The sequence below is a fragment of the Nocardiopsis baichengensis YIM 90130 genome, from assembly GCF_000341205.1.
Lineage (GTDB): Bacteria > Actinomycetota > Actinomycetes > Streptosporangiales > Streptosporangiaceae > Nocardiopsis_A > Nocardiopsis_A halophila.
This window is the reverse complement of the sequence record NZ_ANAS01000045.1, coordinates 1-1,796: the sequence shown is the minus strand read 5'-3', so window position 1 is coordinate 1,796 and position 1,796 is coordinate 1. Positions and strand designations below refer to the sequence as shown.

Below are 1,796 nucleotides of genomic sequence, written 5' to 3'. Positions count from 1 at the left end.
AGGGCGAAGTACAGGGCGCAGCCGTCCAGGCCGAGACCATCCAAGGCGACGTGCAGGTCCGCAGCTACGGCGGGGACCACGTCGACTTCTCCGGCGCCACCTTCCATGGCTCGTTCATCGGGGCGCAGACCGTTGAGATGCCGCGGCCGCTGCCCACGGCGCTGCACGCTCTGCCCGCCCCGCCGGTGGTGTTCAGCGGGCGCGGTCGGGAGCTGGACGAGCTGTTGGGCGCGCTCGACCCGAACCGTGCCCCCGCTCCCCAGGACGGCGGCGGGGTGGTGGTCTCGGCGGTGGCGGGCATGGGCGGGGTGGGCAAGAGTGCCCTGGCCGCCGCCGCGGGCGCCCTCGCCCAGCGGGAGGGGTGGTTCTGCGCCGAGCTGTTCGTGGACCTGCAGGGCTATTCCCCCGCAGCCGAGCCTCTGGCCCCGGAAGCGGCGCTGGACAAGCTCCTGCGCGATGTCGGTACGGACCCGGCCGACATCCCCGCCGGCGTGCAGGAGCGCGCCGGGCTCTACCGCTCGGCCCTGGCCGCCCTGTCCGCGGCCGACGAGCAGGGACGCCCGGTGTTGGTGCTGGCCGACAACGCCCGCGATGCGGCCCAGGTGCGGCCGCTGCTGCCCGGTCCCGGCGGGCACCGGCTGCTGGCCACCGGCCGCGCCGGCCTGCACGCTCTGCCCGGCGCGGTCCACCTGGACCTGGACATCCTGACCCCCGAAGCGGCCGCCGGGATGCTGGCCGGCGCCCTGGGGTGCGAACCCGACGCCGAGGGCCTGGAGGAGCTGGCGCGGGCCTGCGGCTTCCTGCCGCTGGCTCTAGAGATCGCCGCGGCCCGCATCGCCGCCTCGGCGAGCCTGACCCCGGGCCGCTTCGCCCGGCGCCTGGCCGATTCCGCGTCCCGGCTGGAGCGGCTCTCGGACCGCGAGCGCAGCCTGCACGCGGTCTTCGACGCCTCCTTTGACCAGCTCGACGAACTGCAGGCACGTATGTTCCTGCTGCTCGGCTCGGCCCCGGGCCCCGAAACCTCCACAAGTGCGGCCGCGGTCCTGGCCGACATGGAGCCCGAGGAGGCCGAGGAGGTGCTGGAGGAGCTGGAGGCCGCCCGCCTCGTGGCCTCTCACGGTGGGGGCCGGTGGGCGATGCACGACCTGCTGGCCGACTACGCCCGCACCCACCCCCGCACCCCCGCAGACCGCGACCAGGCCCTGGGGCGGCTGCTGGACCACTACACCGCCCTGGTCGACGATGCCGACGACCAGGTGCAGGCCCTGCCCGTCATCCCCGCCCGCACCGGCAACCGCTTCGCCGATCCCGCCGAGGCCTGGGCGTGGCTGGACGCCGAACGCCCCGCCCTGGTGGCCGCCGCTCTGGCCGCCCCCACCCTGAAGCACACCCGCGCGGCCGTCGCCCTGCCGCTGCGCCTGGCCGAGTACCTGCACCGCAGGCGCCGCTTCGAAGATCTGGAGGCGGTCTCACGCTCAGCCCAGAAGACGGCCCGCACCGCCGACGACAAGGCAGGCGAAGCCACGGCGTGGAGCAACCTCGGATTGGCGCTGCGGGAAGTGCGTCGGTTCGAGGAGGCCATCCACGCCCACACCCACGCCCACGAGCTCTTCCAGCAGACCCGGGACACCCACAACGAAGCCAAGGCGTGGACCTACCTCGGCCTGGCGCTGGGAGAGGCGCGGCGGTTCGAGGAGGCCATCAACGCCCACACCCACGCCCGCCAGACCTTCCAGCAGATCGGGGACTACCACAGCGAAGCCGTGGCGTGGACCTACCTCGGATCGGCGCTGCAA

The 1,796-nt window shown here is 74.3% G+C and carries 1 protein-coding gene; it reads left to right on the top strand.

The window, feature by feature from the left end; translation table 11 throughout:
* A partial coding sequence (locus tag C892_RS0127550) for a tetratricopeptide repeat protein (protein WP_017559843.1) occupies nt 1–1,796 on the top strand: 1,796 nt, incomplete at both ends.